The organism is Nocardia sp. NPDC005998, from assembly GCF_040614395.1.
Classification (GTDB): domain Bacteria; phylum Actinomycetota; class Actinomycetes; order Mycobacteriales; family Mycobacteriaceae; genus Nocardia.
The window spans coordinates 121549-148415 of sequence record NZ_JBEXUI010000009.1; the positions used below are offsets into that span (position 1 = coordinate 121549).

Annotated in this window: 22 protein-coding genes, 1 tRNA gene and 1 pseudogene; 11 read left to right on the forward strand and 13 right to left on the reverse strand. The window is 66.0% G+C overall.

All coding sequences use genetic code 11. The features are described 5' to 3' along the window. Window positions 1-95: 95 nt before the first annotated feature. The 4 genes from ABZ293_RS15470 to ABZ293_RS15485 are packed head-to-tail and all read left to right on the forward strand — an operon-like array spanning window position 96 to window position 4445. Entirely contained in the window at window positions 96-989 is an 894-nt protein-coding gene (locus ABZ293_RS15470; protein WP_355180986.1) for a metal-dependent hydrolase, read from the forward strand. After that, entirely contained in the window at window positions 989-2065 is a 1077-nt protein-coding gene (locus tag ABZ293_RS15475; RefSeq protein WP_355180988.1) for a PDR/VanB family oxidoreductase, read from the forward strand. The genes ABZ293_RS15470 and ABZ293_RS15475 overlap by 1 nt, the downstream gene beginning before the upstream one ends. Window positions 2066-2094: 29 nt before the next feature. Beyond that, window positions 2095-3558 carry an NAD(P)/FAD-dependent oxidoreductase gene (locus tag ABZ293_RS15480; protein WP_355180990.1) on the forward strand — a complete coding sequence of 488 codons (1464 nt, stop codon included), beginning with the start codon at window positions 2095-2097 and terminating at the stop codon, window positions 3556-3558. Then, complete coding sequence (locus ABZ293_RS15485; protein ID WP_355180992.1) at window positions 3558-4445, forward strand: short-chain dehydrogenase/reductase; 888 nt, start codon at window positions 3558-3560, stop codon at window positions 4443-4445. Before ABZ293_RS15480 ends, ABZ293_RS15485 begins: the two co-directional genes overlap by 1 nt. Window positions 4446-4507: 62 nt before the next feature. On the opposite strand, the gene ABZ293_RS15490 is transcribed toward ABZ293_RS15485, so the two are convergent. From ABZ293_RS15490 to ABZ293_RS15515, 6 genes are all read right to left on the reverse strand, one after another. Beyond that, the gene (locus tag ABZ293_RS15490; RefSeq protein WP_355180994.1) at window positions 4508-4960 is read right to left on the reverse strand and encodes a hypothetical protein; all 453 of its coding nucleotides are present in this window, start codon (window positions 4958-4960) and stop codon (window positions 4508-4510) included. Window positions 4961-5216: 256 nt separating this feature from the next. Further along, window positions 5217-8018 (reverse strand): DUF5682 family protein, encoded by a 2802-nt coding sequence (locus tag ABZ293_RS15495; RefSeq protein ID WP_355180996.1) that lies wholly within the window; start codon window positions 8016-8018, stop codon window positions 5217-5219. Further along, complete coding sequence (locus tag ABZ293_RS15500; protein ID WP_355180998.1) at window positions 8015-9133, reverse strand: AAA family ATPase; 1119 nt, start codon at window positions 9131-9133, stop codon at window positions 8015-8017. Before ABZ293_RS15500 ends, ABZ293_RS15495 begins: the two co-directional genes overlap by 4 nt. 12 nt (window positions 9134-9145) lie before the next feature. Then, window positions 9146-10492, reverse strand: coding sequence for a VWA domain-containing protein (locus ABZ293_RS15505; protein WP_355181000.1), 1347 nt, complete (start codon window positions 10490-10492; stop codon window positions 9146-9148). A 41-nt stretch (window positions 10493-10533) separates the two neighbouring features. Further along, window positions 10534-11910 (reverse strand): hypothetical protein, encoded by a 1377-nt coding sequence (locus ABZ293_RS15510; protein WP_355181002.1) that lies wholly within the window; start codon window positions 11908-11910, stop codon window positions 10534-10536. Next, entirely contained in the window at window positions 11910-12419 is a 510-nt protein-coding gene (locus ABZ293_RS15515; RefSeq protein ID WP_355181004.1) for a hypothetical protein, read from the reverse strand. Before ABZ293_RS15515 ends, ABZ293_RS15510 begins: the two co-directional genes overlap by 1 nt. Before the next feature lie 475 nt (window positions 12420-12894). Between ABZ293_RS15515 and ABZ293_RS15520 the strand changes: the two genes are divergently transcribed. Beyond that, window positions 12895-13716: an alpha/beta fold hydrolase gene (locus tag ABZ293_RS15520; protein ID WP_355181006.1), complete on the forward strand. Its 822-nt coding sequence runs from the start codon at window positions 12895-12897 to the stop codon at window positions 13714-13716. 29 nt (window positions 13717-13745) lie between these two features. After that, the gene (locus ABZ293_RS15525; RefSeq protein ID WP_355181007.1) at window positions 13746-14516 is read left to right on the forward strand and encodes a MerR family transcriptional regulator; all 771 of its coding nucleotides are present in this window, start codon (window positions 13746-13748) and stop codon (window positions 14514-14516) included. A gap of 309 nt (window positions 14517-14825) precedes the next feature. Here ABZ293_RS15525 and ABZ293_RS15530 read toward each other — a convergent pair. Both ABZ293_RS15530 and orn read right to left on the reverse strand, forming a co-directional pair. Then, window positions 14826-14898, reverse strand: a tRNA-His gene (locus tag ABZ293_RS15530). 55 nt (window positions 14899-14953) lie between these two features. After that, window positions 14954-15604 carry an oligoribonuclease gene (gene orn / locus ABZ293_RS15535; RefSeq protein WP_355181009.1) on the reverse strand — a complete coding sequence of 217 codons (651 nt, stop codon included), beginning with the start codon at window positions 15602-15604 and terminating at the stop codon, window positions 14954-14956. Between the two features lie 244 nt (window positions 15605-15848). Between orn and ABZ293_RS15540 the strand changes: the two genes are divergently transcribed. Both ABZ293_RS15540 and ABZ293_RS15545 read left to right on the forward strand, forming a co-directional pair. Then, a complete protein-coding gene (locus ABZ293_RS15540; RefSeq protein ID WP_355181011.1) occupies window positions 15849-17681 on the forward strand; it encodes a helicase HerA-like domain-containing protein in 1833 nt (610 codons plus the stop codon). A 145-nt stretch (window positions 17682-17826) separates the two neighbouring features. Next, window positions 17827-19470, forward strand: a complete 1644-nt coding sequence (locus tag ABZ293_RS15545; RefSeq protein WP_355181013.1) for a S8 family serine peptidase — start codon at window positions 17827-17829, stop codon at window positions 19468-19470. Between the two features lie 206 nt (window positions 19471-19676). Here ABZ293_RS15545 and lysA read toward each other — a convergent pair whose 3' ends face one another. Beyond that, a complete protein-coding gene (gene lysA / locus ABZ293_RS15550) occupies window positions 19677-21020 on the reverse strand; it encodes a diaminopimelate decarboxylase (RefSeq protein WP_355181015.1) in 1344 nt (447 codons plus the stop codon). A 441-nt stretch (window positions 21021-21461) separates the two neighbouring features. On the opposite strand from lysA, the pseudogene ABZ293_RS15555 reads away from it, so the two are divergent. Continuing rightward, a pseudogene (locus tag ABZ293_RS15555) lies at window positions 21462-21578 on the forward strand (sugar phosphate nucleotidyltransferase); the annotation flags it as partial. Between the two features lie 179 nt (window positions 21579-21757). Here ABZ293_RS15555 and cmrA read toward each other — a convergent pair. Further along, window positions 21758-22561: a mycolate reductase gene (gene cmrA, locus ABZ293_RS15560; RefSeq protein WP_354961451.1), complete on the reverse strand. Its 804-nt coding sequence runs from the start codon at window positions 22559-22561 to the stop codon at window positions 21758-21760. 195 nt (window positions 22562-22756) lie between these two features. Then, a complete protein-coding gene (locus ABZ293_RS15565; RefSeq protein WP_355181017.1) occupies window positions 22757-23167 on the reverse strand; it encodes a RidA family protein in 411 nt (136 codons plus the stop codon). Between the two features lie 78 nt (window positions 23168-23245). Here ABZ293_RS15565 and ABZ293_RS15570 point away from each other — a divergent pair, with 78 nt between their 5' ends. Together ABZ293_RS15570 and ABZ293_RS15575 are read left to right on the forward strand one after the other, a co-directional pair. After that, entirely contained in the window at window positions 23246-23668 is a 423-nt protein-coding gene (locus ABZ293_RS15570) for a helix-turn-helix domain-containing protein (protein WP_355181019.1), read from the forward strand. Window positions 23669-23787: 119 nt separating this feature from the next. After that, window positions 23788-24168, forward strand: a complete 381-nt coding sequence (locus ABZ293_RS15575; protein ID WP_355181021.1) for a VOC family protein — start codon at window positions 23788-23790, stop codon at window positions 24166-24168. Between the two features lie 40 nt (window positions 24169-24208). On the opposite strand, the gene ABZ293_RS15580 is transcribed toward ABZ293_RS15575, so the two are convergent. Next, window positions 24209-26239 carry an NADPH-dependent 2,4-dienoyl-CoA reductase gene (locus tag ABZ293_RS15580; RefSeq protein WP_355181023.1) on the reverse strand — a complete coding sequence of 677 codons (2031 nt, stop codon included), beginning with the start codon at window positions 26237-26239 and terminating at the stop codon, window positions 24209-24211. Further along, window positions 26236-26817 carry a PadR family transcriptional regulator gene (locus ABZ293_RS15585; RefSeq protein ID WP_355181025.1) on the reverse strand — a complete coding sequence of 194 codons (582 nt, stop codon included), beginning with the start codon at window positions 26815-26817 and terminating at the stop codon, window positions 26236-26238. The genes ABZ293_RS15580 and ABZ293_RS15585 overlap by 4 nt, the downstream gene beginning before the upstream one ends. Window positions 26818-26867: the final 50 nt, after the last annotated feature.

Genomic DNA, 26867 nt, shown 5'->3' on the forward strand with positions numbered 1-26867 from the left:
AATGAGGGTAGCAACAAATGGACGTTGTGCAACATTCTCAAACTATTTGTTGCTGTTACATTGCCATAGAAAATGTTGCAATGTACTGTCGATGCATGGCCGAGACCGCCGGTGTAGCGAAGCACCACTACCGCGATGAAGCGCACGCGATCAATGCTCGGGACGTCCACTTCGACTTCGAATCCGTTCCGATGCACTACATCCCGGGCGAGGTGCTGGCCACGCACATCGTCAATGTCATGCACCTTGTGCTGCCCGAGGGTGAGCGTGCGATGGCCAACTGTCTGGCCGAGGCATTGCCGCTGATCCGGGACGAGCGGCTGCGGGAAGAGGTTGCCGGGTTCATCGGCCAGGAGTCGATGCATGCCAGCAGTCATGAAGGTGCCCGCCGCCATCTGCAATCGATCGGACTCGACGTCGAGTCGTATGTGCGAAAGATCGCGTGGCTGGTCGACCGGATCCTCGGCGATCACGGTTTGACCGGACGCGCGAAGCGGGAGTGGCTCGAGGAGCGTCTCGGCCTGTTCGCCGGTATGGAGCACTACACCGCCGTCCTGGGTGAATGGCTGCTCGAGGCCGAGGTCCTCGAGCAGAAGGGCATGCATCCGACGATGTTGGATCTGGTCCGCTGGCATGGCGCCGAAGAGGTCGAGCACCGCAGCGTCGTCTATGACGCCTACATGTACGTGGACGGTGGCTATGCCCGGAAGGCGCGCACCGCGGTCCTCGCCAGTGCGACGCTGTTGCCGCTGTTCATCATTTCGACGGCGTATCTGTACCGGAAGGACCCCGAGCCGAACAAGGGGCGGCTGTGGCCGCTGCAGTTCGTGAAAGCCACGGTCCGCGGTGTGATCCCGAGCTTCACGGTGTTCTTCACCGAACTGCCGCGCTATCTGCGTCCGGGCTTCCATCCGTCGCAGCTCGGCCCGATGGACACCGCGCTGCGCTACCTCGCACAATCTCCCGCGGCGCGCGCCGCGGGCCACTGATGGGAACCGATACGGTGGCACCGGAATTCACGCCGCCCGCGAGCCTGCGTGTCCTCGGCGCGATGATGGATGCCTATCTGCGGGTCTTCGTCGCCGGTTCCGCCGCATCCGTGCTGTCGCGTCCGAATCCCGTGCGCCGCAGCGGATTCGAACTGGATCTCGTCGTCGAACGGGTGTACATCGAGGCCGAGGATGTCGTGAGTCTGACGTTCGAGGCAGCGGATGGCGGGCCGCTGCCTGCTTGGAAGCCGGGATCGCACCTCGATGTGTTCCTGCCCTCGGGCCGTCAGCGGCAGTACTCGCTCTGCGGCAACCCGAGCGATCGCTTCCGCTATCGGATCGCCGTCCGGCGCATTGCCAACGGTGGCGGCGGATCCCGCGAGGTGCATGATGTGTTGCGTCCTGGCGACGCGGTGCGGGTGCGCGGACCGCGAAATGCATTCACGTTCATCGACGCGCCGTCCTATTTCTTTGTGGCGGGCGGTATCGGGATCACGCCGATCCTGCCGATGGTCAAGGCGGCCGATGCCGCCGGAGCCCACTGGAAGATGGTGTACCTCGGTCGATCGCGGGCGACGATGCCATTCCTCGGCGAGTTGGCGCGGCTGCGGCGCGGCGAGCTCGACGTCAGGCCCGACAGCGAATTCGGCATCCCCGATGTCGCCGAACTGATCACTCGGGCGCAGGCCGGTGCGGCGGTGTACGTGTGCGGTCCGCCGCCGGTGCTGGCCGTCGCGCAGCAGACGATGTTCACCGTCAATCCGACGGGTTCGCTGCACACGGAACGTTTCTCGGCGATCCCGGTCATGGACGGCAGGGAATTCGATATCGAGTTGGCACGCACCGGCACAACCATTCGGGTGCGAGCCGAGGAGACCGCACTCGCCGCGATCCGGCGCGAGCTTCCCGGCGCCGTCTACTCCTGCCAGCAAGGTTTCTGCGGCACCTGCAAGGTCGCGGTGCTCGCGGGCGACGTGGACCACCGCGACCGAACGCTGACCGCGGGTGAGCGCGACAACCACATGCTCAGCTGCGTATCACGCGCCGCGGGCGATCGACTCGTCCTCGACCTCTGATCGTGGCGCGAAAAGGAGACCCGCTGAGCATGGCCACCGATACTGAACACCGGCATATCGTGATCGTCGGGGCCGGTTTCGCCGGAATCGGTCTGGCGATAAAGCTGCGCGAAGCCGGATTCGACGATTTCACAGTTCTGGAACGTGCCGATGACCTCGGCGGCACGTGGCGCGCGAACACCTATCCGGGCTGTGCGTGCGACGTGCCATCGCACTTGTACAGCTACTCCTTCGCCCCGAATCCGAACTGGTCGCGCACCTATGGTCGACAGGAAGAGATCCTGGCGTACCTCCGTTCGGTGGCGCAACGACACGACGTGGTGCGCCACATCCGCTACAACGCGGAGATGCTCGATGCCCGGTGGGACGATGCCGAATCGCTGTGGCGCGTCAGCACCGTAAGCGGAGACTTCACCGCGGACTTCGTGATCTCCGCGACCGGGGTTTTCAGTGAGGCGAAATACCCGTCGCTGCCGGGGTTGGAGACGTTCCAGGGCAAGGCATTTCATTCATTGCACTGGGATCATGCGCACGATCTGACGGGGGAGCGGGTCGCGGTGATCGGCACGGGTGCCTCGGCCGTGCAGTTCGTGCCGGAGATCCAGCCCGAGGTCGGTGCGCTCACCCTGTTCCAGCGCTCGGCGCCGTGGATCGTGCCGCGCATGGACCGCAGGACGCTCGGCTTGGAACGGCAGCTGCTGCGCCGACTGCCCCTGGCGGGCAAGGCGATTAGAGGCGGTTTTTATACGTTGATCGAGGGCTTCGGGCTGATCGGGTTCGTGGACAATCGATTCCGGCACCCGTACGAACTACTCGGCAAGTGGCAGCTGCGCCGTCAGGTCCGCGACCCGCGGCTGCGCAAGGTGCTGACCCCGGACTACATGATCGGCTGTAAGCGGGCGATCTTCTCCGACGCGTACCTGCCCGCACTCGATCGCGACAATGTCGAGGTCGTCACCGACGGCATTGCCGAAGTGCGCGCGCACTCGATCGTGACGCGGGGCGGTGTCGAGATTCCGGTCGACACCATCATCTATGGCACCGGATTCGAGCCCGTCTCCGCGGCTTTCGGACGATTCACCGGACGCGATGGCCTTACCATCGCCGAACTGTACGAGGAGCGCCCGCAAAGCTATCTCGGCAGTGCCCTGTCGGGCTTCCCGAACTTCTTCTTCACGCTCGGGCCCTTCGGAGCGGCCGGGAACCAATCGGCGATCTACATGATCGAGTCGCAGATCGCCTACATCGTGGACGCTTTGCAGACAATGCGGGCCGCAGGTGCTCGCCGCGTCGAGGTGCGGCCGCAGGCGCAGGAGGCGTTCCTCGACGAGATGGCAGAACGAAGTCACTCGACGGTGTGGCTCACCGGCGGATGTCGCAGCTACTACCAGACACCGGACGGCCGCAATGCGGGCCTCTACCCGAACTGGAGTTTCGAATACCGCAGCCGCACAAGCCGATTCGACGCCGATGCCTATGAGGTGAGTGCCTGATGGATATCGGACAGCTCAACCCGCTGCGCTGGATCGGCGGCCCAGCATATGACGTGCGCGGCAAGGCGGTGCTGATCACGGGTGCCGGACAGGGCATCGGCCTGGAACTGGCGAAGAACCTGTACGCCCGCGGGGCCTCGGTCGCGTTGGTGGACATCGATGCGAGGGCCGCCCGCGCCGCGGTGCAAGCACTCGGTGCTCGGGCGTATGCGATCGCCGCCGATGTCGCGAATCGCGAGTCGATGGACGAGGCCATCGCGGCGACGGTGGCCAGTTTCGGCCGCCTCGACGTGGTGGTCGCGAATGCGGGTGTGGTCCCGCGTCCGGCGACATTGCGGACCATCGACGGCAGCGATTTCGACCGTGTCATCGGTATCAATCTCACCGGTGTGTTCAATACGGTGCATCCGGCTCTCGACCATGTCATCGCCGCGAAAGGTCATGTGGTGGTGGTTTCGTCGGCGGCCGCCTTCGCGCCCGGTATGGGCGGTGCGCCGTACATGATCAGCAAGGCGGGCGTCGAGCAACTCGGGCGTGCACTGCGGGTCGAACTGGCCGCGGTCGGTGCCACGGCGGGTGTGGCCTACTTCGGCGTTGTGCAGACGGCCATGACGCATGACACCCTCGACGAAGACGAGTTGGGGCGCGCACTCGGGGACATGCTGCCGTGGCCGCTCAATGTGCGGATCACCGCTGCCGAGGCCGCCGAGACCATTGCCGACGGCATCGGTCGGCGGGCCGCGCGGACCATCGCCCCCACCGGCTGGGAGCCGTACGCCCTGCTGCGCGGCGCGGTGAATGTGGTGCTGGACAACCGACTTGCCCGCGATGCCGGGGTGCAGGCGCTGGTCCGGGCGGTCGAAGCGCGCAACGGTCGGGCTGTATGAGCGTGTCCACTGACATGAAGGCCCCTCACCCACCCGGGTGAGGGGCCTTCATTGTTGCTGGATCAGGTGAATGTGGGGTGAGCCGACCACAGGATGACGAACGCGAGCATGCAGGTCGCGCTGGTGATGTGGTCGCGAAGGATGAGGCGGGCCAGGCGGGACTGCTCGGGGAGTGGGTCTATGCGAGAGCCGAGTCGGACCGCGTTGGGGACGGTGCGGAGGGCAGCCGGGGCAATTGCCGCGAGGGCCAGTACGAGTGCGAGAAGGGGGAGCCAGAGGGGATGGTGGCCGCGGAGTAGTTCGAATACCAAGCCAGCCAAGAGGATCAGCATGACCAGGGCGATCAGGGTGCTCATCGGGCGGGACGTGGTGGTGGCCCGGTGGTAGTAGGCGGTGATGGAATCCAGTACTTCGGTGGGTAATTCGGGCTCCGCGCGGTGGCGCAGGACTTGGGTGTCGAAGATCAAATCCATCCAGAGGATGGCCAGGAGGAATCCTCCGCACGTGGTGAGCATGGGGGGATGCTAGTGGCGGTAGGTTGCGGCCCGCTGGTGTCCAATACCGACGAGTTGGTTGTCCTCGTCGGCACCGGCGAGATCGTCTACGCCTGACCCCAAGAAACGAATCGAATTGCCCGCCGCTGGGAGAACAGTGCCCGACGATCCTGGTACCGCAAGGCGAGCATATCGACCAGGTCCTGGTACATGTCCGGTGTGACCAGGGTGCCGTGTAGAACCACGAGTGGCGGCCCGTACCCCCCCCGGGCCCGCGTCAGGTTCGCGCGGCTGACACTGCGAGCTGCGCCGCCAGTGCGGCGGCGGTTGCGGGGAACCGGTCGAGCAAGCCGGTTGCCTCGCTGTTTCCGGCCGGTCCGACCTCCTGCCAGCCGGCCTCGAGGCCGAGCAGTCCGGCGAGCGCGTCGCAGGCGGCGGGGTGGGCGGCCAGTAGTTCGGTGACCGGCCCGCGCGGTGCCGCCGCCACCGGCTTTGCGGCCGTGGTGAATTCGACCGACCAGGGCGGAACGAAGGCGTCCACGGCGGGGAGTGCGCCGGGGAAGGTGCGGCCCGCTTCGCGGACCAGTCCCGGGATCAGGCCGGCTGCCTGATCCTTCAGGGTGGTGATGAGCTTCGGCAGCCACGGCAGCAGAACCGTGTCCGGCAGCGTGCCGAAGGCTTTCGACAATAGCTCCACTACAAAGGGTTTCAATGCCGGAGCCGGGTCGATGGCCTGCACGAAACCGCTCACGTACTGCGGAACCGTCGGCAGTACCAGGGGATTGGCCAGCATCCCGTCGCACCGCTCGCGCAGCTCGGCCATGGTCAGCAGGCCGAGTTGGAACCGCGCCGCCCACAGCAGGGCCACCTTGGCCGGCGCCTCCGGATGCGATTGCAACACCGCCAATTCCAGCTGGGTGTGATCGCAGCCCAGCGACAGCGCAAGGTTCTCCATCCCGAACAGGAAGCCCAGCATGGCCGCCACCTGCGCCGGTCCGGTCTCCTCGGCGGCGAAGGCGGTGGGCAGCAGGGTGCAGTAGTGCGCGTACCCGGCCGTCACGAACCGTTCGCACCACGCCGGCAGGCCGGCTTCGGTGGAGCGGAAGTAGTTGAGCAGCAACCGGATACGCCGAAGCACGACGGGCGCATCGTCGACCGTTCGCTCGGCGGCGAGGAGGTCGACCGCGCGATTGCCCAGCTCGTCGGCGAGCCGGACCGATCCCAGATACACCAGCGCGTCCTCGACCGCGCCCAGCGCCACCGCCGCTGTCGCGTCCGGTGCGGCGACCGCACGCCGCAGGCGCTGCTCCAGCACCTGCTCCACCGACACGCCCTCGTAGCCGAGCTCCACCAGCGAGCGCTGGTATTTGCCGAGCCCGATATCCCAGCTCTCCTGGATCGAGATCGCACCCAGTCCGCGTGAACCCATGATGGGCCGCAGCGCGTCCTGTGGCAGCAATCTGCGCAGCAGCCACAGCAGATCCGAGCACGGCCGCAGGTCCGGATTCGCCTTCAGGTCCAGCAGCGCGCGTTGCAGTGTCCGCTTGGACAGATCCAGTCCCAGTGGTTCCAGCCGGTCGAGCACATCGCGCGCCAGCGGTGGCAGCGCGGCGTATCCGACCTGGCCGATGCGGTCGCCGCCGAGCAGGATTTCGCACAGCCGCCGCACATCACGCCGTCCCGGCACCCGGTCCTTCTCGACGCAGGTGACGGCCGCGTCCTGGAAGTCGTACGGCGTCGGACGGGCGCGATTGCGCAAGCCCGCCAGCAGGATCGAGGTCTCGAAGATGGCGATGGCGTCGGCGGTGCTGGCCAGGTACCCGTTGCGCCGGGCCAGCCGGACGATATCCACCGACCATTCCAGCAGTTCGGCCTCATCGAGTGGGTCCAGCACCGGCGGCCGGGACAGAAAACCCGAAAGCTGGTCCGTCACCTTGGCTTCCGGTTCCGCCGGCAGCAGCGACGGTTTCTTGGCGCGCTTCTTCGTGCCCTGTTGGCCCTCCAGCTGGAACGACTGCAATCTGCCGCGCCGCAATCCCTTTGCCCAGGTGGCCGCCGCGATCGACACCGCGCCGCCGGCCAGCCCGAACTGCGCCTCGATGGCGGAATGGCTGGACGGGATCAGCCCGTAGTGCCACTTGGTGGCCGAGCGCGACGAGATCTCGAACGCCGCGTCCGACTCCAGCCCGAACTGTTCGACCGGGCTGGCCGCATGGGCCGCGCCGCACACATACAACACCTGTGCCGGATCGATGTCAGTGGCGGCCAAGTGTTCCCGCATGCGGGTCCACATGTACCTCTCACGGTCCTCGTCCTCGACGGTGCTGCCGCGCCGCAGCCGCCGGAACAGGCTGCCGATCATCACCATGACCTGGCGGTAGGTGTCGTAATCGGCGTCCACGAGGGGCTGCTCCACGTACTGGTCCCACCATTCCGACCAGTGCCGGACCTTGCCGTGGTGCAGCAGGTGTTCTTCCAGTTCGGCGAAACGCGGTCGCAGATCACCGATTTCGATGCCGACCGCGGCGCCGTGCAGGCCCTCGTCCTCGGGCGGCTCGTCGTCGGCAGGTGTTTCCGACTCCGCCTTTTGGGGAGCCCACTGGAAGATGTGATCGGTGGACCGATCCACCAGCACCAGTTCGACACCCGGCGTATCGAGCGCATAGGCGATGGCCTGGTACTCGGCCGACGATTCGGTGATCGGCGCGACCACCGACAGCGGTGCCCATTCCGCCGGGAAACCCTCGACATCGGTGGCGAAGGCCTGCAAGGCGACCGGCAACCGGCAGTTGCGCAGTTCGTCCAGCAGCGGCCGCATGTCTTCGCACAGTTCCAGGTAGATGACGCTCGGCTGCTTTTCGCGCAGCCGCCGCACCATCGCCAGACCGGAGGCGGGTGAGTGGTGACAGACCGGGAAGATCTCCAGCCGCTCCGATAGCGCCCGGTCGACATCGTCGACCATGCCCGTCAGGATGTCGCCCGCCGCCCCCATTCCGGCGAACGCGACGGCGGCGTCCGCCAATTGATCCCGCAGCGCGGCAAAGGTATTCGGCGTGGACCGGGTATCGGAGACGATCACGACAGCCTCGCGATGGCCGCCCGGCCGCCCTCCAGGAATTCACCCCAGGCGGCATTGCCCTTCTTGTCCTTGTTGCGTGGCTCGACCACGCCGTGCAGGTACTTGTTGAGAATGGCCAGGTCCTCGGGCGTGCGCCGGGCCAGGGACCCGACCAGCGAACCGGCGAGGGTCTCGGCGCGCAATTCCTTCGCACCGAAGAACTGGCTGTGCAGGATGGCGTCCTCGAGCACACCGATCTGCTCGGCGGTGGACAGCGCCGACTCCAGCTTATCGTCGTCGCTGGTGGCGGCGGCCGCGGCGGCGCGCAGATCGGCGAAGCTCTCCAGCAGGATGTCCAGCAGCGTGGGTGGCAGTTCCAGTTCGAGGGAATGGCGGCGCAGCAGTTCCGCGGTGCGGAAACGCACGATCTCCGCCTCGCTCTTCTTGTTGGACACCACCGGAATGCGCACGAAGTTGAAGCGCCGCTTGAGCGCCGAGGACAGGTCGTTCACACCCCGGTCGCGGCTGTTGGCGGTGGCGATGATGGAGAAGCCCGGCTGCGCGAACACCACATTGTCGTCGTCGAGCTCGGGGATGGAGACGTACTTCTCCGACAGGATGGAGATCAGCGCGTCCTGCACGTCGCTGGTGGAGCGGGTGAGCTCCTCGAAGCGGCCGATCACGCCCTGCTCCATGGCGGTCATGATCGGGGACGGGATCATCGACTCCCTCGACTGCCCCTTGGCGATGACCATGGAGATGTTCCACGAGTACTTGATGTGGTCCTCGGTGGTGCCGGCGGTGCCCTGCACCACCAGTGTGGAATTGCGGCTGATGGCCGCGGCAAGCAGCTCGGCCAGCCAGCTCTTGCCGGTACCCGGATCACCGATGAGCAGCAGACCCCGGTCCGAGGCCAGGGTGACAATGCTGCGCTCGACGAAGCTGCGGTCGCCGAACCACTTCTGTTCCACCTCGCGGTCCAGTCCGTCCGCGCGTTCGGAGCCGAGAATGAACAGCCGCACCATCTTCGGGCTCAGCCGCCACGCGAACGGCTTGGGGCCGTCGTCGATGGACTCCAGCCAATCCAGTTCTTCGGCGTACTTGACCTCGGCGGGGGCGCGCAAAACGTCGTTCATGATGGCTGTCTCCTAGTCGAGAAAGTTCTTGAGTTCGTGCACGAGCTTCTGGATGCGTCCGGAAATCACCGGGGTGCCAAGGTTTTTGAACCGTTCACGGAACCACGGGTTGACGCTCTGGTGGCCGGAGCTGTTCACCGAGCCGACCGGGATGAGCTTCACCCCGGAGCGGTGCACCGCCTCCATGGCCTCGAACAGCGGCTGGGAGCGGTCGAACTCGTAGAAGTCTGAAATCCACACCAGCACAGTGTTTTTCGGGTCGGTTATCTTGGGCTGGGCCATGGCCATGGCGACCGGGCCGTCGTTGCCGCCGCCGAGATTGGTGCGCAACAGCACCTCGAACGGGTCGTGCACCCACGGGGTGAGATCCAGGGCGCGGGTGTCGTAGGCGATGAGATGTACATCCACCTTGGGCAGGCCCGCGAAGATCGACGCCAGAATGGTGCAGTTCACCATGGAGTCGACCATGGAACCGGACTGGTCCACCACCACGATCATGCGGGCGGGGACGGTGCGCTTGGCGGTCTGGCGGTAGTAGAGCCGGTCGACGTACAGGCGCTCGTCCTGGGGGTTCCAGTTGGGCAGGTTCTTCCAGATGGTCCGGTCCACGTCCAGGTTGCGCAGGATCCGCTTGGGTGGGACCGAGCGGTCGACGGTGCCGACGCTGGTCTGCTGCACCTGGGTGCGCAGGACTTCGGCGACCTCGTCGATGTAGCGGCGGATGAGGCGTTTGGCATTGACCAGGGCCACGCCGGACAGATTGTGTTTGTCGCGCAGCAGTTGTTCGATGAGCGACATGCTCGGGGTGAGCTGGGCGGCCAGGTGCGGATCGGCCAGCACTTCGCGCAGCCGCATGCGGGACACCAGTTCGCCTTCCAGACCGGTGAGCACGCCTTGTACGGCGCCGGCCTGCTCCTCACCCAGGCAGCGGCGCAGCCAAGTGGCATCGGACTGCCAGCCCGCCAGCTGGGTGGCGCTGACCTGACCGGAGCCGGTGGCGAAGACGTTCAGCAGCAGCTTGGAAACCAGTGCGGCGGTGCGGATATCGGCCGCGCCGACGGGCCGGGGCGAAGCGGCTTCCGCCTCGTCCTCGGCTGTGGAGTCCACGGTCTCGGCTGTGGAGTCAACTGTCTCGGAGAAGTCGAGGCCTTCGAACTCCGCCTTCATCTCCGGATAGCGTTGCACCACATTGTCGATGGAAATGCCCGGATCGAGCACGGCCAGCGGCAACCCCAGATCGTCGACGATGCCCGCGCTCGCCTGTTCCAGCGTCGGTTGCTGATCCGCATTGAAGACGCCGGCCAGTAGACGCCAGTACAGGATCTGGCGTCGCGTCTCATGATTCGGCCCACCCGTCACCCGACCGCCACCTCCCATGGAATCGCTTCGCGATGCTGTAGTCATTTCCGCAGCAACCGTCCCGCACGTTCACGCAACACCGCCACGGCATCGCCCGACTTGGCCTGTGCCTTGGCGACTTTCGGATCGGTCGGGCCGAGCGCCCAATCACCGTTGTGGAAGGCGGTGAGTGCGCTCTTGACCTTGCGCCGCACGGCCAGCGGTCGCACCGACCAGCCGCCGGCATCCCAGCGCAGCAATCCGATCATGGTGCTGGAGCCGGTCACCCCGGCCGGAGTGAGCGGACCGGCGGACGGCAGCGCGTCCAGTTCCACCCGAATCCGCTGCTCACCCAACTCCAGCGCACCGTCGCGGAACCGATACCCCTCGAGCAGAACCGGTTCGGCGATGTGCACCGGATCGCGATTCAGCGGCGCGACGGCCGGGGCCTGCGCCTGCGGCAGCTGCACAGTGGCGGTGACGAACGGATCGGCGGCATCTCCGGCCTTGGCCTGATCGTCATTCCACAGCAGGTCACCGGTCGCGGTCAGCGGCATCTCGGTGAGCTCCAGCGCGCGCTGCTCGGCCAGCGCGGTGAGCAACTGTCGATGCGCGCCCAGCAACTGCCAAACCGCGGGGCCCACAATGGTATCCACCTTGGCCGCCGTCACCGACACCACTACCCGGCGGGCCGGTGTGCCCGCGACCTCCAGCACGCCGTGCACCTGTACCTGCACCGCGGTCCCGTGTTCGTGCACGTCCACGCCCAGTGGCAGCAGGCGACCCGAAACCGGCTCGCTCGTCGCGGATTCCGCGCCGCGCCAGGACAGCAGCAGGGCGCGCGTCCAGAGATCGGCCCAGCGTCGCGCGGGCACCCGGTCCATGGTGGCGATCGGCGCGCAAGCGCCCAGTTCGGCGGTGAAGCCGTCCAGCAGCATCGCCAGCCGTCGCAGCGCGGGTTCGGCCAGCAGCGACTCTACGGTTTGATCCGCGGCTGCCACCAGGTCGTGGTCCACGCCGCGCCATCCGGCGATGGCCAGTTCGCCCAGCCAGGCGCGGGAACCCGTCACGAGTGGGCTCGGGGTGGCTTGATCCGGTTCAATTGACCACTCGGATCGATTGCGGCCCATGGCCGTATCGGCTTGGTCGACCAGTGCGTCGTGCACCGCGCCCAGCAGGGCGGCCCGGGCGGCGGCCAGCGCTGACAGCTCGTCCGTGCCGATTGCCCCCGTGCTCACCTTCGACACCGCCGCCGTAACCGCCTCGGCCAGTGGCGAACCCGCCACGGCCGCGGCCAGCGCCGCCAGTGCCGCGCTCTGCGGTTCGGAAACCCGGGCGAAGCCGTTGACCAACGCGGTATCGAAGCCGCCCACCGCGTCCAGGGCCGCCGCGACGCCGTCGGGCGTAGCCGCCAGCGCGGCCAGTTGTACAGCCTGCATCAGCGACCCACCCCCGCCGGGAACCAGTGCAGTTCCGGGATCGGCGTCGCGCTACCCGGCAGTTCCAGGTAGGTCAGATGCCGCAGGAACCGGCTGAACACCGCGGCGGCCGGAGCGGGGTCGCGAGTTCCATTGAGGCAGTGCGCGAGTCGGGTGCCCTCGGGGACCTCGACACGCAGGAACCGCGCCACCCGGTCCTCCCCGTACTGGAGCACAGCTTCTTCGATGAGTGCGTCCAGATGCTTGCAGACCCACCCCTGGTTCAACCCGCCGCACGGCCGGTTGTTATTGGTGCTACAGCTCAGCCCATGCGTCCCCGCGGTCACCGACGCCACGTACACGCGTGAAATATCGGAGCCACTCGACACCACGCCCTGGAGGCGTCCGTCGGCCAGCTCCACGAACGGCACCTTGTTCAGTTTGCGCGGCGCGACGGCGGGCAAAACCCGCACGACAGAAGCGCTTTCCCAAGCCGGTTCATCCGGCGTGGCACTCGGATTCGAGGCCATCGTTCTCCCTCCCGGTCGATCACGATGCGCCCAAGATAGGTGACGGCACCGACAAGTGCCGTCCCATCCTCGAATCGGCTGGTGAAGAACACTTCCGCGTCGGCTTCCAGGCCCACCCGGCGGCGATGGCGACCGTCATTAACTGAGCGCGCGCCGCACACGAGGCGGTCCTATTCCGGTTCCCTGCAACGCAATTGCGATGCGAGTGCATCAGCGACCGCGCCGACCGGCTAGAGGCGATGATGGCGATCGCGAACGAGATCAGCCGGGCCGGGTGATCACGATCAGTGTCGTTCGAACGAGCCGCCGATGCCGCGGTCGATACCGCGTGCCGCCTGCTGTGGCTTCCGACCGTGCGCAAGCGGGCTTTCTGCCGACTCAGGCTGATCGTTTTGTCGATTGCCGGGGGGTGTGCAGCGGACAGGTCGTCCGACGGTTGACCCTGACGCAGGGTCAACCTCTCAGCATGGTTGGCATGACTACGGAAACCATTGCGATGCGGCACTTCACGGTTCACCACGACGGTGTCACGATCCCGGTGTCGCGCGGCGGCGAGGGACGACCGCTGGTCCTGTGCCCTGGGCTTACTTCGACACAGGCCGAACTGCACGAACTCATCGAGCTGCTACGGCACGACCACGACGTGGTGACCTTCGATCTCCGCGGCCATGGTCTTTCCTCGGCCGCCGACCGGTACTCCTTCCAGGCGTTCCTCGGTGATCTCGCCGCCGTGATGGCGGAGATTCGACGCCTCGACCTGCCCTCGGCGCCCGTGCTCGTGGGCCACTCACTGGGCGCGGACCTGATCGTGCACTATGCCGCCGAATGTCCTGACATCGTCGCCGAGCTCGTTCTCATCGACGGGGCGAACCCGGTGCCCGAACCCTTCGTCACCGAGGCCGACCTGCCGGAGTTCCGCGCAATGCGGGAGAACCTGGCGACGCAACTCGAGGCCGACCGGGGCACCGCGCGTCAGGTGTTGCTTACCGCACAGGCATTCCTCGACCTGGATGTCGAGATCGAAGTGGTTCGGTCCGGAATCCTCGACCGGTACCGGCGGATCGACTGTCCGGTCACCATGATCATGTCGAGCTCGATGGCCGGCGACAGCGGCGAAGGGCGGGCACCGTGGCGCAACCAGAACTGGCGCGCTGGTATCGAGCGGCTCGTCCGCGAGCGGCCGCATATCTCCACCTGCTGGATCGACGCCGGTCACGGGCTCGTTATTACCCACGCCCCGGAAATCGCCCGGATCATCCGAAGCGCACAAGGCCCGGCGGGCCAAGCGGCCTCGTAAACAGCTCTCAGGCCCAGGAGACTGATCCGATGCTGACGATCGGCGAGTTGGCGTCCTACGCCGGAGTGACGGTGCGGGCGGTGCGGCACTATCACGCCAAGGGGCTGCTGCCGGAGCCAGAGCGGGACCACTCCGGTTATCGGCGGTACGACGCCGGCGCCGTGGTCGAATTGATCAAGATTCGGATCCTCGCCCAGGCCGGAGTCCCGCTGGCGCGCGTGCGGGAGCTGCTGCAGGCCGACCCGGAGGGGTTCGCAGCGGCGGTCGCAAACATCGACGACCGGCTACAGGCGGAGATCCGAGAGCGGCAGCGGCACCGCGAGCGGATCGCCCGTCTCGCCGCCGGCGACAACCTAGCGCTGCCACCAGAAGTCGTCGAGTTTCTCGACCGACTGCGGGCACTCGGGGTCGACGAGCGGATCGTCCAGGTCGAACGCGACGGCTGGATCCCGCTGGCCGCACACTCACCCGAACAAGTCCCGGAGCTGATGGCACGCAAGGGCAAGCAGATCGCCGACCCGCGGTTCATCGACTTCTATCTCACCCTCGGCCAGGCTCTCGACTGCACCGACGACGACCCGAGGCTGGTCGAGCTGGCCGACAGGACGGCCGCCTACATCACGCAGATGGTCGACGAGCAGGGCGAAGACTATGTCGGCGGCGGCATCGACCCACCGCTCGCCAAGCTGCTGGACACACTGGCGCTCGATACCACGCCGCAGGTAGGTCGGCTGATCGAACTGTTGACGAAGCGAGGCTGGACCGGCTGGACCAAGCTCGAGCGCGTGGACCCAACATAAGCCGCGGCCCAACCCAACGCTCTGCCACCTAGGTGACACAGCCGTCCTCGCTACCCACGACCTGCGTCACCTGGCGCGCCCTCACGTCGCTACCGCCTCTGTCGTCACAGCGAGCTGTGTCCCAGTGGAATTTACGTCGGCTGCGGTGTCCGACGACGGGCTGCCGGTTTGTCCCCAACGGGTTCCTACGCCCCGTTCGAGGGCGCTCGTGTCCCGCTGTGCGAACCGGGCGGTCCTGCCGTTCTACCTGCGGAAATGAAGAAGGTGTGAACCGCCTCCATCGGGAATCGGTTCACACCTTCTTATAGGGGTGAGTGACGGGACTCGAACCCGCGACAGCCAGGATCACAACCTGGTGCTCTACCAACTGAACTACACTCACCATCGCCGGTGAATTACCAGCGCGCTCGATATTAGCGTGTCAACCCCTCGAGTCCCTAATCGGTTTCTGACGTGCCGTTTTGTCCGCCCTGCTCGGCGTCCTTCGCGGTTCCGCTCAGTTCGTTCGCAATGGCGGCGATCTCTGCTGTCGACGGGCCGGGGGTGGGGACGAAGGCGGTGCGTCGGTAGTACTCCAACTCGCGGATGGACTCCTTGATATCGCTGAGGGCGCGGTGGGTGAGCCCCTTCTCCGGCTGGCCGAAGTAGATGCGCGGGTACCAGCGGCGGCACAGCTCTTTGATCGAGCTCACATCGATCATCCGGTAGTGCAGATGCGAATCGAGCGCGGGCATATCGCGGGCAATAAAGCCACGGTCGGTCGCGATCGAATTGCCCGCCAGCGGGACCGTGCCCGCGGTCGGGGCGTATTCGCGGATGTAGTCGAGCACCTGCTTCTCGGCGTCGGCGAGGGTCACGGTGGAGCGGCGCACCTCGTCGGTGAGGCCGGAGCGCGCATGCATATCGGCGACCACCTGCGGCATGGCGGCCAGGGCCTCGTCATCGGCGTGAATGACGATATCCACGCCCTCACCGAGAATATTGAGGTCGCTGTCGGTCACGAGCGCGGCCACCTCGATCAGCTTGTCGCTGTCCAGGCGCAGGCCGGTCATCTCGCAATCCATCCACACCACGTATTTATCGGACACCAGAGCAACCTTAGCTGTGTTTATCGGCGATGCCTTCGGCATCGGCGGATGCTCGCCCTCGCATTGCTCGAAACCGGCGGCTATGCCGGTGCTTTCTGCGTAATAAGTGCACGTCACCAGCGGGTTGGGCCGGCTCGACCGCGGGGGCGGCGATAGAGTTTGTATGAGATCGGCGTAGGCGTTTTCGGCATGACAGCTAACACTGCGGAAGCAGTGCGGAGTCAGACCAGACGGAGGACGCGCGATGAATACAGGATCGCGGAGCGATTCGATCGGGGGTGGTCGGGAGCCGGGTGGGCCGACCCCTCAGGAGAAGGCGGCCGCGGCCAGGAAGGCAGCCGAGGAGGCGGCGCGCATCGCAGCGGAGGCGGCCGCGGCGGCCGAAGCCGCTGAGCGCGAGTTGGCAGAGCAGGAGGCGTCGACCGCGACCACCGATCCGAATGCGGCGCAGGCCGGTGCCGCGCAGTCGAGAGCCGCCGCGACGGCCGAGACGGCGGCCGCCAGTGCCGCGGCGGCCGAAACCGCGAAGGCGGCGGCAGACGAAACCGCCAGGGCCGCAGAGCAATCCGTGGCTCAGCAGATCGCCGCCGGGTACGCGTTCGACGGAGTCGCGCTGGAGCTGGGCACCATTGTCGTCGACGGCGCCGTCGATTCGACTGCGCGCGTACGGATTCCGATGCGCACCATGAACCGACACGGTCTGGTTGCCGGTGCGACGGGTACCGGTAAGACGAAGACGTTGCAGGGCATTGCCGAACAGCTCTCCCGGGCCGGTGTGCCCGTGGTGCTCGCCGATATCAAGGGTGATCTTTCGGGGCTCGCGCAGGCGGGTAAGGCGAATGACAAGCTCAGCGCCAGAGCGACCGAAACCGGCGCGGCGGGCTGGGCGCCGTCCGCATTTCCGACCGAATTCGTCTCGCTCGGGACCGGCGGAGTCGGGGTGCCGATCCGCGCGACCATCACCGCATTCGGACCGGTGTTGCTCAGTAAGGTGCTCGGCCTCAACGAGACTCAGGAATCCACGCTCGGGCTGATCTTCCACTGGGCGGACAAGGCGGGGCTCGGCCTGCTGGATCTGAAGGATCTGCGTGCGGTCATCACCCATCTCACCAGCCCGGAGGGTAAGGAAGATCTCAAGGGCATCGGCGGCGTTTCGGTGGCGACCGCGGGTGTCATCCTGCGTGCGCTGGTGAATCTGGAGGCCGACGGCGGCGATACATTCTTCGGTGAGCCCGAACTGGATCCGACGGATCTGCTGCGCACCGCGGGCGGCCAGGGTGTGATCACGCTGTTCGAACTCGGCGCCCAGGCGGCCCGGCCGGTAATGTTCTCCACCTTCCTGATGTGGGTGCTCGCCGATCTGTTCCAGACCCTGCCGGAGGTCGGCGATGTCGAAAAGCCCAAGCTGGTCTTCATTTTCGATGAGGCACACCTGTTGTTCGCCGATGCCTCGAAGGCATTCCTGGAGCAGGTGGAGCAGACGGTCAAGCTGATCCGATCCAAGGGGGTGGGCGTTTTCTTCTGCACTCAACTGCCTACCGATATCCCGAATCCGGTGCTCTCCCAATTGGGCGCGCGCATTCAGCACGCACTGCGCGCCTTCACCCCGGACGATCAGAAGGCGCTGTCAAAGACGGTGCGCACGTATCCGAAGACCGGGGCCTACGACCTGGAGAAGGCGCTCACCTCGCTGGGCACCGGTGAGGCGATCGTGACGGTGCTCTCGGAGCAGGGCGCCCCAACTCCCGTGGCGTGGACCAGGATTGCGCCACCGCGCTCGCTCATGGACACCATCGGCGATGAGCAGATCAAGTCGCGAGCGCTGTCCAGTGCGCTATCCGCCAAGTACGGCCAGACCATCGATCGAGAGTCGGCCTACGAGATACTCGCCGCAAAAGTCGCTGCGGCACAACAGGAAACGGAGCCAGTTCCGGCACCCGGCCGTGCCCCGAAAGAGGAGGAGTCGGCGGCCGAGCGAATCATGCGGAATCCGGCGGTGAAGAGCTTCCTGCGTTCGGCGGCCACCGCCGCCGGGCGCGAGATCAGCCGCAGCATTTTCGGCACCCGTAAGCGCTGAGGGGCGCCACCCGGGTGGAAATCCGGACTCGTTGTTTGCCGTCGGCGGGTCCAGTCATTTTCGAGTAGCCGGTACTCGATACATCGTCGCTGGTCAGCGCTATTTTCGCGGTGGTGTTCGGGGCGGAGACAGTTAAGGAGTCGTCATGCCTACCGCAAACTTCGGGACCAAAAACGATCCCGGTTTCCCATTGCAAGAAAGTCCGGACCTGATCGCGGTCCGAACCCAGAACAAGCGCCCGATTCCTCGCTCCATCGGATCGGTCCGCACACCGCTGAGCGGTGAACTCGATGACGCGGCACTGGTGGTGTCCTATCCCGAGGCGGGCGTGCAGGTCTATCGGGTGCCGCCCGATTCGCGGTCGATCGCCGCGCGCAAATCGGTGCTGGCCGCCGCGCCGGAGGTGCGTTTCGCCGGTCACGTGCTCGTGGATCCGGTGAGCAAGGAGCCGGTGCTCTACACCGAGAACATCTTCGTGAAGTTCACCGACGACGCGAAGCCCGAGCAGTGTCGCAGGGTGCTCGACGAGGCGGGTCTGCGGATCAAGGAAACGGTGACCTATGCGACCAACGCGTATTTCACCAGCGCGGCCGAGGGGACCGGGCAGCAGGTGTTCGATATCGCGAACGGGCTGCTGAGCCGTGACGATGTCGTCTACTGCCATCCCGAGCTGATCCGGCGTCGCTCCCGCAAGACGATCTTTCCGCAGCAATGGCATCTGAAGCCGACCACCATCGGCGGCGTGGCGGTGAACGCGCACGCGAATGTGGAAGCGGCCCATGCGATTACGCGCGGCAATGGCATCACGATCGCGCTCATCGACGACGGTGTCGATATCGACCACCCGGAATTCGGTGGGGCGGGCAAGGTGGTCGCACCGCGCGACGCGACCCTGCAGACCAGCAATCCGCGCCCGCGCGATTCGAACGGGACCGGACCTCGGGACGGCGATAATCACGGCACCGCCTGCGCGGGTGTCGCCTGCGCCGATGGCACGATCGGTGCCTCCGGCGTGGCACCCGCCGCCCGGCTGATGCCGATTCGGCTCGCCTCCGAACTCGGATCCCAGGCGGAGGCGCGCGCCTTCGTGTGGGCGGCCGACCACGGCGCCGATGTCATCTCGTGCAGTTGGGGCCCCGCCGACGGCGTCTGGTTCCGACCGAACGACCCGGCCCACAATCAGGTGGTGCCGCTACCGGCCAGCACGCGATTGGCGATCGAGCATGCGGTGACCAATGGCCGCAATGGCAAGGGATGCGTCGTGCTGTTCGCCGCGGGCAATGGCAACGAGTCCGTCGACAATGACGGTTACGCGAGTTTCCCGAAGGTGATCGCCGTCGCGGCCTGCAACGACACCGGAAAACGCAGTGTCTACAGCGATTTCGGCAAGGCGGTCTGGTGCGCGTTCCCGAGCAGCGACTTCGGGCATCCGCCGTTCCATCATCCCGACGCTTTGACACCCGGTATCTGGACCGTCGACCGGCACGGTGCCGCCGGGTACAACGTCGGCACCACCGATGACGGCGATGCCGCCGGAAACTTCACCAATAGCTTCGGTGGTACGTCGAGCGCATGCCCCGGGGCGGCCGGTGTCGTGGCGTTGGTGCTGTCGATGCACCCGGATCTCGCGTCACAGGAGGTCAAGGACCTGTTGAAGCAGTCATGCGACATGATCGATCCGCAGCACGGCGGGTACGGCGCGGACGGGCACAGCGCCAAGTACGGCTTCGGTCGTCTCAATGCGCTCACCGCGGTGCAGACGGCGAAGAAGCTGCGTGGGCCGAACTGAGCGTCAGGTCACGCTGCGCAGGGAGCGTTCCACCATGTCGAAACCGTAATCGAGATGGGCTCGTGAACTCGTGGCGCGGTCCAGCTCGCGCGCCGCATCGCCGGGCCGCGCTGCCGCGGTGCGCGAGGCCGGATTGCGTCGCCGTCCCGCTGACTGCCGCGTCCCTGCCTGGTGCGGTTCGTTTTCTGATTGGACCGGCGGCGCGGTCAGTTGCCGATATCGCGGAGGAGTAGATCGGCAATGGTTTCGCGGCGGACCAGTTGGCGGGCGCGCCCTTTGTGCACCGCGATGATCGGTGGACGGCCGACGCTGTTGTAGGACGAGGCGAGGCTGTGGTGGTATGCGCCGGTACACGGCACTGCCAGCACCTCGCCGGGACGTAGGTCGGCGGGCAGACGGATATCGGTGGCCAGCACATCGCCCGCCTCGCAGTAGCGACCGGCCACCGTCGCGGTCATCTGTGGACCGCAGGTATGCCGATTGGCAACGACCACTTCGTAATTCGCGCCATAGAGCGCCACGCGGGCGTTATCGCCCATGCCGCCGTCGACGGTGACGTAGGTCCGTCCGCCGTCGATGTGCTTGACCGACAGCACCCGATACAGCGTGACCCCGGCGCGCGCCACGATGGCGCGGCCCGGTTCCATGGCGATATTCGGGCGCGGGAAGTGGTGTCGCGCGCAGCCTGCGTCGAGGGCGTCGTCGATGATGTCGGCGAGTTCGGCCAGATTCATCTCGGCGTCGCCGCTGCGGTAGGCGACCGCATGTCCGCCGCCCAGGTCGAGGTCGGTGAGGATGCGACCGTAATCCTGGCGGACCCTTGCCATTTCGCCGATCATCCGCCGCACCGCCTCGCCGTAGTGGTCCGGATCGTAGATCTGGGAGCCGAGGTGGCAGTGGAAACCGATCAGCTCGAGGTTCGGCATGCGCATAACGCGTTCGATCGCTTCGGTAGCCATCTCGCCGCCGATCGGGAAACCGAATTTCTGATCCAGCACACCGGTTTTCACCGCCGGATGCCCGTGCACATCGATGCCGGGAGATAGTCGGAGCAGTACCTGCTGTGGCCGGGTGGCCAGCGCGGAGAGCAGGGTGATCTCGGTCAGCGAGTCGACCACGATCCGGCCGACGCCGCTGCGAACGGCGGCATCCAGCTCATCATAGGATTTTCCATTGCCGTGCAGGACGATCCGCTTCGGATCGACACCGGCCGCGAGAGCGATGGCCAGCTCGCCCGCCGAGCATACATCCACCGAAAGTCCTTCTTGGGTAACCCATTCCGCGACCGCCCGAATCATCAACGCCTTGCCCGCATAGATGATCTCGGCCTCCGGGAAGGCCTTCTTGTAGGCGCGGCAGCGGGCACGCACCTCCTGCTCGTCGAGTACGTAGGTGGCGGTGCCGTACTGGTCGGCGATGTCGGCGAGGGCGACCCCGCCGAGGGTGATTCTGCCGTCGCCGTCGTAGTGGGTATCCCGCGGCCAGACCGCGGAGTCGAGGCGCGAAGGCATTCCCGACCGTAGCGACGGGAAGATTTCGAGCAGCGTCACGTGGATTCTCTCCTCGGTGTGCCCCCGCTTTCTCTCCATGCGGGGCCGACTTCAGGACTACGCCGCTTCCTATTGACCATGGGAAATGCTGACAGTTCCTTGACGCACCCGAGTTGGTTCCTGACGGGTTGCTGACCGATGCGGCAGTGCGCTGTTGCCTGGCCCGCGCTCGCGCTGGGCCGGGCCTGATCCGACGTTACCGCCGGTGCATGGCTCGGCTTCCTGCCGCCCGACAGTGCTGCTGGACATCCTGCGCGCGGAACTGATCGCGGAACCGGCCACAGTGGACCTGACCTCGTGGTGGCTCGGCGCGAGGGTGTCAACCGGCGGCGTCTGTCACCACTTCGGGTCAAAAGTGAGTTTGCTGGCTGCCGCCTACAGCGCGTTCTACGGGACGCGGCGCATCTCGTCGCAACGACGCTGGAACTCGGACCGCGGGGCGTGCGGTCCGGGTCGGGAGTGGTTCTGGTCGGTCAGGGCACGCGGTTACGTCCGCTGACCCTGTCGGCACCCAAGCCGATGCTGCCCACGGCCGGGCTGCCGTTCCCGTCACGGTTGACGCGTGCGGTCGGCGGGTCAGGACAACCAAGACGCACCGGCTGTGGTCGGCGCAGCACAGGAACAGTGGGTGCGCGACGTCTCCGCCGACCGGATCTTCGAACTTGGGCCGTGTGCGAGGTCATGCCTGCGGCCTCATCGGGTGGTGACCGCCAAGCGTTCGCAGCGGCTCGGGGTCTTCAGCCGCCGAGCTTCTTGTAGAACGCACCGGCGATCGGGGCGGTGAGGGAGCGGGGGCCGTATTGGCCTGCGACGCTCATGCCCTTGCTGATCAGGCCCGGGACCACACGCATCTTGTTGCGGGCCAGGGCGTCGATGGAAATCTTGGCGGTGTATTCCGAGGTGACCCACATGAAGTCGGGGACCATTTTGTCGACGATGGAGGCCTCGGTCGGATCCGGGGTTTCGGTGCGGACCGGGCCGGGGGCGAGCAGGGTGACGTGTACGCCCGAGCCCTTCAATTCGCCGCGCAGCGATTCGGAGAAGGTATTGGCGAAGGCCTTGCTTGCCGCATAGGTCGCATTGTTCGGAATCGGCATATTGCCCGCCGCCGACCCACTGATCAGGATCCCGCCACCACCCCTTGCGATCATCCCGGGCAGCACGGCCAAGGTGAGATCGTGCACCGCGACGGCGTTGAGCTCCATCTGGTCGCGCTCATAGGCCGGATCGAGTTCGGCAACCGCGCCGAATGTGGCAATACCGGCGTTATTGCAGAGGATCGAGATATTGCGAGCGGCCAACTCCTCGACCAGCGGCGCCCGTGCGCTGCGGTCGGATAAATCAATCGCGCGCACCTCAGCGGTAATGCCGTGCGCCAGCGTCAGCCGCTGTGCCAGCTCGTTCAATACCTCCCCACGCCGCGCAACCAGGATCAACGAATACCCGCGAGCAGCAAGTTCAGCGGCCAGCGCCGTACCGATGCCGGACGAGGCGCCGGTAACGACCGCGCGATTCTCAGAGGTAGGAGAGGGCAAGCTCACGAGTGGAGCCTAGGGGATAGGACCAGAAGATGATCTCAGCGCCCATCCCTGCCCCGGATCGGCAAGCCCCACAGGATTCAGAACCCGGCAGTCAGCCCGAGAGCACCGGGCAGGTTCGACTACCGACACAGTGGTGAGGATCGCCCGGGATTCGAACGAAGCCTCACCACTGTCCATGACCAGGGGGCCAGGATCTCAGTCGAGCACGGCGAACGCCTCGACCTCGACGAGCACATCGGGCTCGAACAGGTAGTCGACGCCGATCGCCGACAGGGGCGGCAACGGCTGCGGTATTCCGAGTTCGTCTGCGACGCACTCGATTCCTGCGACGAAGTCGTGGTACTTGTCCGGGCTCCAGTGCGTGACGAAGAACCGCAGACGCACCACGTCGGCGAAGCTTGCCCCGGCCCCGGCGAGGCCCCGTGCGGTGTTGCGCAGTGCGTGCGCGACCTGACCGGTGAGGTCACCTGTCGCGACAGGGTTGCCGACGGCGTCGCGCGCGATCTGGCCGGCCACGTGCACGTGGCGAGTACCCGTGCTGATCGAAACATGGTGGTACGGAACAGGAGTGAACATGCCCTTCGGGGTCAGCAGCTGTACTGCCATGGGTGTCCCTTTCGCTATCGGAGTAGGTATCCGATGTCTACCTGGTACTCCAAGGGAACTTCAACGAGACTAGGTGTCATGCCGGAAACCGCTCCACCACATTCGGACAGCCCTCAGCTCACCGAGCAACACCGCGAGCTGCTCGACCACGTGCTCGACAAGTGGTCACTCCAGATCCTCGACGCACTGTGCGAACGAGGCCCGCTGCGCTTCAACGAGCTCCGTCGAACGATCCCCGCCGTGACGCAGAAGTCACTCACCGCCGCACTCCGGCGCCTGGAGCGCAACGGGATGGTCGAGCGCGTCATCACAAGTACGCGACCGGTCGCCGTCGAGTACCGCCTCACGTCCCTCGGACGGTCGTTGCAAGACCTCATCGACGCACTGCTGCACTGGGCCACAACCACACTGCCCGACGTCGAGCGCGCCCGCACGCGCTTCGACGACCGGGCTCGAGCTGAAGAAATGCCATCCCGGCTGCCCGGACAGGGGCGGCTCTGAAATCGCCTCGCCCGAGTTCGCCTCGTCCGGTACGATCGCGGGACTGTTTTCACTGCGGGGAGCCCATGGGGTTCACCTGGTCTCCCGGCAGTTCCCCAGGCTGAGAGCAGGTTTCGCTAATGGCATGTCGTATCAGTGAGCTCGTGCTCGGTTGCCGCGACCCTGAGGTGCTGGCGCGGTTCTGGTGCGAGGTACTGGACTTCGTCGTGCTCGATCGGGAGGACGACGGCACGCTGGAGATCGGGCCGCGCGAAGGGTTCGGCGGTCCGCAGCCGACGATCATCCTCAGTCGCAGGGATGAGCCGGAGCCGGGGAAATCCCGGCTGCACATCGACGTCAACCCCACCGACCGCGATCAGGACGCCGAGCTCGAACGCCTGCTGAAGCTCGGTGCGCGCCCGGCCGACATCGGCCAGACCGGGCAGGAGCAGTGGCATGTCCTGGCCGACCCGGAAGGTAATGAGTTCTGCCTGCTCAAGGCCCGCCTCAACCCACTCTGATAGGTCGCGCCTCGACACCGGGTACCCGGCCGGTGAGCTGCTAGAGCCGGGCGGCCAGGCGCGTGCCCTGGTCGATTGCGCGCTTGGCGTCGAGTTCGGCTGCCAGGTCGGCGCCGCCGATGAGGTGGATAGTGGCTCCGGCTGCGCGCAGGGGTTCTTCGAGTTCGCGTACGGATTCCTGGCCTGCGCAGATGATGACGTTGTCGACCGGGATCAGTTGGGGGCGTTGGCGTTTTTCGCCGAAGCTGATGTGCAGGCCGTTGTCATCGATGCGCTCGTAGTTGACGCCGCCGACGTGTTCGACGCCCTTGGCTTTGAGTGCGGCGCGGTGCACCCAGCCGGAGGTTTTGCCGAGGTCCTTGCCGAAGGGGGTCGATTTGCGTTGCAGCAGTACGACTTCGCGGGCGGCGGGGGCGGGTTTGGGCTTGGTGAGCTGGCCGGGGACCTGCTCGTCGGTGGAGTCGACGCCCCATTCCTCCTTCCACTCGTCCAGCTTGAGCGCGGGATGTCCTTCGACAGTGAGGAATTCGCTCACGTCGTAGCCGATACCGCCCGCGCCGATGACCGCGACGCGCTTGCCGACGGGCCGCTCCGCGCGCACCAGTTCGGCATAGGACAGCACCATCGGGTGGTCGATGCCCGGAATATTCGGAATGCGCGGGCGCACACCGGTGGCCAGCACGATTTCGTCGTAGCGCGCCTCGATCAGTTCCGCCGCGGTGATCCGCTTGTTCAGGTGCACGTTCACGCCGGTGATCTCGAGCATCCTGGTGTAATAACGGATCGATTCGTTGAACTCTTCCTTGCCCGGAATGCGGCGCGCGATATCGAATTGCCCGCCGATCTTGTCGTCGGCTTCGAAAAGGTCTACGCGGTGCCCACGTTCGGCGAGATTGACCGCGGCCGAAAGTCCGGCCGGTCCGGCGCCGACGACCGCGACGCGCTTGCTGCGCCGGGTCGGCAGCAGCTTCAGTTCGGTCTCATGGCCTGCGCGCGGGTTCAGCAGGCAGGACACGGTTTTGTGCTGGAAGGCGTGGTCCAGGCAGGCCTGGTTGCAGGCGATACAGGTGTTGATCTCGTCGACCCGGTCGGCGGCGGCCTTATTGACCCACTCCGGATCGGTGAGGAACGGCCGCGCCAGCGAAACCAGTTGCGCATCACCGCGAGTGAGGATTTCCTCGGCGATCTCGGGCATATTGATCCGGTTCGAGGCGCAGACCGGAATATTCACCTGCTCGGTGATCTTCGCGGTGAATTCGACAAATGCCGCGCGCGGCACCGAGGTAACGATGGTCGGGACGCGCGCCTCGTGCCAGCCGATATCGGTATTCAGAATGCTCGCACCCGCGGCTTCGAGTTCCTTTGCCAGCGCTACGATTTCGTCGAAGGTCTGGCCCTTCTCGACCAACTCGGCCATGGACAGCCGGAATACGATGATGAAGTCGGTCCCCACCGCGGCCCGGGTGCGGCGCACGATCTCCACCGCGATCCGGCGCCGGTTCTCCGCCGATCCGCCCCATTTGTCGGTGCGCTTATTGGTGCGCGGCGCGAGGAACTGGTTGATGAAGTAGCCTTCACCGCCCATGATTTCGCAGCCGTCATAGCCGGCGAACTGGGCCAGTTTCGCACAGCGGACGTAGTCATCGATGGTCTGCTCGACGCCGCGCGCGGAGAGCTTGCGTGGGCGGAACGGGTTGATCGGGGCCTTGATCGAGGACGCCGAAACACTGCCCGGCATATAGGAATAGCGGCCCGCGTGCAGGATCTGGATGGCGATCTTGCCGCCCTCCTTGTGCACGGCCTTGGTGATCACCCGGTGCCGGTACGCCTCGGTCTTATTGGTGAGCTTGGCGCCGAACGGCAGCAGCCAGCCGGTGCGGTTCGGGGCGTAGCCGCCGGTAATGATGAGACCGACACCGCCGCGGGCACGTTCGGCGAAATAGGCGGCGAGCCGATTGGTATCCCAGGCGCGATCCTCCAGGCCGGTGTGCATCGATCCCATGATCACGCGATTGCGCAGGGTGGTGAAGCCGAGATCGAGGGGCTCGAAAAGATGGGGGAACGAACTCATCGCTGAGTCTCACCTTTCTTCGGGTCCGCGTGCGGGGCTGTTGCACGAGGTTGCAGGGCTTGCAGTACTTCGTCGCACCATTCGACGAATCCGGACTCCACGCGAATGCCCGCGCGCAGCACCAGGTACTGGTGCAGTGGGGTACCGGAGAGCTGATCCGGTGCCGGGAAGTCACGCTTTTCGATGAGCCGGAAGAGCTCCAGCCGCTGGTGGTGCTGATCGCGATGCCGGGCGACCTCGACGCAGAGCGCGTCGATATCGCCATATTCGGCGGCGCGGATCTTCACACCGAGTTCGTTGCGTGGGATAGCGGTATCGGTCGGCGCGGCGATCCAGCGCGCCAATTCGGCGCGGCCCGCCTCGTTCACCGAGTAGACCTTCTTATCGGGGCGCCCCTCCTGGGCCACCGCCTCGCTGCTCAGCCACCCGGATTCCGCCATGCGCTTGAGCACCCGATAGATCTGCTGATGGGTCGCGTTCCAGAAGAAGCCGATGGACTTGTCGAAGCGGCGCGCCAGTTCATAACCCGAACCGGCGCGCTCGGTCAGCGATACCAGCAGCGCATGTTCGAGGGCCATAGCGCAAGGTTATCGTTACACGCAGTACTATGCAACTGAGTGCATAGCGT